This window comes from uncultured Subdoligranulum sp. (assembly GCF_937890665.1).
Map to the genome: position 1 here is coordinate 1 of NZ_CALADU010000035.1, position 4,658 is coordinate 4,658.

At 59.3% G+C, this 4,658-nt stretch carries 5 protein-coding genes; all 5 read left to right on the forward strand.

What is annotated here, in order from left to right:
- The first annotated feature begins 303 nt into the window (after positions 1 to 303).
- A complete protein-coding gene (gene metK / locus Q0526_RS01875) occupies positions 304 to 1,446 on the forward strand; it encodes a methionine adenosyltransferase (RefSeq protein ID WP_298730295.1) in 1,143 nt (380 codons plus the stop codon).
- Position 1,447: 1 nt separating this feature from the next.
- Entirely contained in the window at positions 1,448 to 2,344 is an 897-nt protein-coding gene (locus Q0526_RS01880; RefSeq protein WP_298730298.1) for a DUF3991 domain-containing protein, read from the forward strand.
- 9 nt (positions 2,345 to 2,353) lie between these two features.
- Positions 2,354 to 3,460: a hypothetical protein gene (locus Q0526_RS01885; protein WP_298730300.1), complete on the forward strand. Its 1,107-nt coding sequence runs from the start codon at positions 2,354 to 2,356 to the stop codon at positions 3,458 to 3,460.
- Between the two features lie 131 nt (positions 3,461 to 3,591).
- Complete coding sequence (locus Q0526_RS01890) at positions 3,592 to 4,281, forward strand: site-specific DNA-methyltransferase (RefSeq protein ID WP_366522014.1); 690 nt, start codon at positions 3,592 to 3,594, stop codon at positions 4,279 to 4,281.
- 111 nt (positions 4,282 to 4,392) lie between these two features.
- Positions 4,393 to 4,658, forward strand: a 266-nt coding sequence (locus Q0526_RS01895) for a hypothetical protein (protein WP_298730304.1), incomplete at its 3' end; no start/stop codon positions are given.

Sequence of the window (4,658 nt, forward strand, 5' to 3'; positions counted from 1 at the left end):
TGAACACTATCTACGCAATACAGAGGTTTGGCACAGGTGACGAACTGGGTGAAACTTAAATTTGCTGCCAGGAATTTGAAAAAGATGGCCACAAAGAAGCGGAAAACCAAGAAGCCCCCCTCACACAGGGGGCTGCAAACAAGCGGTTTTTCTTTCCAAACTACAGCTTCCTTTTCCGGTCTTTTCACCCATTTTACCAAAGTCCGCCTTAGCCCGATCTGGCCATGACGGACTTTTTCGACGAACTGAAGGGGCGCAGCCAGGACGGCTGCGCCCCAACATTATTATAAAAGGAGAAATTTTATGACCCATTTTTATTCCGCCGAATCGGTGACCGCCGGTCACCCTGACAAACTCTGCGACCAGATCGCCGACACGGTGCTGGACGGGTGTCTGACCCTTGACCGCAACGCCCGCGTGGCCTGCGAAGTGCTGGCAACCAAAGGCCACATTGTCCTGGCCGGCGAGATCAGCACAACGGTCATGCCGGATCTTGGAAAACTGACCCGCGAGGCACTGGAAAACGCCGGATACAATCCCAAGGATTTTGAGATCGAAAGCCTGATCCATCCCCAAAGCCCCGACATTGAGGCCGCCGTCAACGACCCGCTGGACGCCGAATCCGACCCCAACGCCATCGGCGCAGGCGACCAGTGCGTGGTGGTGGGCTATGCCACCGACGAGACGCCCGAAATGCTGCCGCTGCCGGTGGTGCTGGCCCATCGCCTGACCAGCCGGTTGACTTGGGCCTGCATCAACGACGGGCAAAAGCGGTTTGGCCCCGACGGCAAGGCAATGGTCATCGTTGAGTATGAGGACGAGCGCCCCGTGCGGGTGGCGCGCATTGTGGTATCCTTCCAACACGCCCCCGAAGTGGACCCCACCGATCTCACGGAGCTTATCTGGCAGAACGTGATTTTATCGGCTCTCAAGGGGATGCCCTACGATGACAGCTTGGAACTGATCCTCAACCCGGGCGGCCATTTTGTGCTGGGCGGCCCGGATGCCGACACCGGCCTGACCGGCCGCAAGCTGGCGGTGGATGCCTATGGCCCATTTGTGCCCACCGGCGGCGGGGCATTCTCCGGCAAAGACCCCACCAAACTTGACCGCAGCGGGGCCTACATGGCACGCTGCATTGCCAAAAATCTGGTCACCAGCAGATTTGCACGGCGATGCCAGGTCACGTTGACCTACGCCATCGGCATGGCAAAGCCGCTGGCGGTGGAGGTGGACACCTTCGGCACCGGCCTACTCTGCGAGGACGACTGCCTTGCGGTGGCGGTGCAAAGCGCGTTCGACCTGACCCCGGCCGGGATCATCACCGAGCTCGACCTGCAGCGGCCGATTTATGCCCGCACAGCGGTGGGCGGCCACTTTGGGCGGGAGGACCTGCCCTGGGAAAAGCTCGACCACACCGGCCTGCTGATGGCGACCCTGATCTGAGATGCCCGGCGTCACCAAAGAACAGGTCGCCGCCGCACGGCGGATGACAGCCATCGAGTTCCTGCGCCGATACCGGGCAGACGACCTTGTCAAGAGCAGTGCCCGCGGCGAATATGAACTGAAAAGCCATGACAGCTTCAAGATCAACGGCGAGTCAAGCCTCTGGCACTGGAAAAGCCGTGGCATCGGTGGTAAATCGGCGCTGGATTATCTCGTCCATGTGGAGGGCTGTTCCTTTGTGGAAGCGGTGCAGCTCCTTTGCGATGAGCATCCGGCATTTATACCGCAGAATCACGCCGATGTGGAACGCCAGCGTCTACCGTTCAAACCGCCGGAAAAGTCGCCGACCACCACGCGGGTGGAAGCCTACCTGCGCTGCCGGGGTATCTCACAACCTGTGATCGACCATTGCTTGAAAGCCGGCATCCTCTACGAGAGCCTGCCTTACCACAACTGTGTATTTGTGGGCCGGGACGAAACAGGAACACCCCGCTATGCTGCCCTGCGCGGCACCTACACCTACGGTAAACAGTTCAAGGCGGAATCCCCCGGCAGCGACAAGCGGTTTGGGTTTTGCATCGAACCAACGGCGAAAAGCAAAACGGTGGCTGTGTTTGAAGCGGCCATCGACGCAATGGCCGAGATGACGCTTGCCGGGGATGCGGTAGATGCCGATTTTGTTGACAAATCGAGTTTTGCCTGGACAACGATCCGCCCGGCCGCGCCGCGGCTGTGGCGCTGGCCAGGCTGTATGGCAAACAGTATCAGGTGGCGGTGCGCCTGCCGCCCATCGAGGGCTTTGACTATGGCGACCTGGCGCAGGCGGCACTGGAATACCGCACAAAGAATAAAGCGAAAAATTGTGCAAGAACGCAAACCAAATTCAAAGACAATGTGAGGTGAAGCAATGGAAAACCTGACTTTCAAACTGTATTCCCCGCTGACGGCAGAATTTCTGCCGGACGATAACAGGTTCTGGCAGGAAGATGAGCTCGTGGAATTGAGCGGGTATGAACTGTCCGACTACGCGGCAGCGATCTCCGAACAGATCGAGCGGGAGGGCGACCACCTGGAACAGTATCTCGATGATGAGAACAGCCCCTATCTGGCTGCCCATGTGAAAAGCATCCGAATCTCTGTGGAGGAACGCGGCGGGGAGCTGTGCGGCTGCGCCACCGTTGTGGTGGATGAGGATTTGACCGAGCGCGGCTGGAACGATCTGCAGGAGTACCTTTCCGGCCAGTATTCGGACGGCTGGGGCGAAGGTTTTGAGCAAAGAGACATCCAGGTGGAGGACGGCAACCTCAATGTCCACTTCTGGCAGGAGGAGCGGTTTGCTTTTACGGTGGAGCAGGTTGCAAACGAACCGCAGTTGGAACAAGCCGCGGTGCATACACCGCAGCAAACCAAATCTTCTCAGCCTGCAAAAAAGTATGAGATCACCGACATTTCTCACCCGGTCTACCCGGAACTCCATCGCATCCGCGCCTTGCGGCAGGTTGGGACCGATGTGCCGGCCGGCACCCTCGGCGGTTATGTGCAGAGTGAAGCCAACCTGTCACAGGACAGCGACGACGCCTGGCTCTATGATGATTCCATCAGCCGGGACGAAGCCAATGTCTGCGGAGGCGCACAGCTGCATGATCGGGCTGTGGCACAGGACTTGGCGCTGGTCAGCGGCAGCAGCACCATGTACGACAACGCCGTTGCCTGTGACAATGCGATCCTCACGGCCGGTTGTATCCGCAACGATGCCATTGTATGTGGCAATGCGCGCGTCCGTGAAAATGCCGCTACCCACATCGCGCCGGTGGTGACCGGCCAGAGCGTGGTCATGGGGGATTTGTCGGGCAGCGTCGTGGTGTATGGCCGCGGCTTTATCTTGCCCGGCCAAACGGTGGACAATCCTACCCGCCGCCTGATTGGCCTCAATGAACGCGGTGCCGCCATCGTCCGCGACCCCGGCCTGACCCCTGGCTGTGATGGTAAAAACCGCAACACACCCGAACGTTAACGGAAAGGAAGATGCCTTTGACCAAAACACCCGAAACCAACATTGTATTTGGCCCGCAGCCCAAGTTTGAACTGCCAGAACACACCGGCGGCAACGGATGGACGATCCTGCACGGCGACTGCCTGCGCTTGATGCGCGGGATGCAGGACGGCGTGTTTGACGCCGTCATCACCGACCCGCCCTACGCCTCCGGCGGCAGCCCGCCCGCCGAAAAGACCCGCTCGACCAACCAGAAATACAGCTCGATGGCCCCCGACAAAGCCCTGCCGGACTTTGCGGGTGACCAGATGGACCAGCGGAGTTGGACCAACTTCATGACCGACTGGCTGAACGAAGCCTACCGCCTGTGCCGTCCCGGCGCGCCCATCTGCCTGTTTATTGACTGGCGGCAGCTGCCCTCCATGACAGACGCCTTGCAGCGGTCGGGCTGGATCTGGCGCGGCATCGCGGTGTGGGACAAGGCCACCTGCCGCCCGCAGAAGGGCCGCTTCCGCCAGCAGGCAGAGTTCATTGTATGGGGCTCGAAGGAGGCCATGCCCCTGCAGCGCAACGTGGGCTGCCTGCCTGGCGTCTTTCGGCACACGAACCCTGCCAACCGCATCCATGTAACCGAAAAGTCTCTGCCCCTGATGCGGGACATTGTCCAGATTTGCGAGCCGGGCGGGCGTATCCTCGACCCCTTTGCTGGGGCGGGTACAACCATTTTGGCCGCTGTGCGGGAAGGGTACGAGGCAGTAGGCATCGAGAAAACCGCAGCCTACTACAAACTTGGCACCGACCGGGTCAAATTTGCGCTGGAAGCGGGCGCAAAAGTCAAGTAAACCGGGGTGGATTCCAATAGGAATCCATGCCCAGAGATAAGCCGTGCGGGTGGGATTCCTATTGGAATCCTGCCCGTCATTTTATGTGAAATCTGAAAGGAGAACACTGATATGAAACGACCTTGGGCTTTTATTTGTGCCGCAACCACCACCAAATCCGAGACGTTGCGCCGTTATTGCCGTGCATTGTACACGCTTGGCTATGTACCCATCTGCCCGCCTATTCAGGATGGACAGTATCTGGTGCTGGCCGACCCCACTGAGCGGGCCGATTACAACGACATCATCCGCGAAAAAATCCTGCGCTGCCCGCTTTTGGTGCTGTGCGGGCAGAAAACCGATGCCACGACCAATGCGCAGATCGGTCTTGCCCGCAA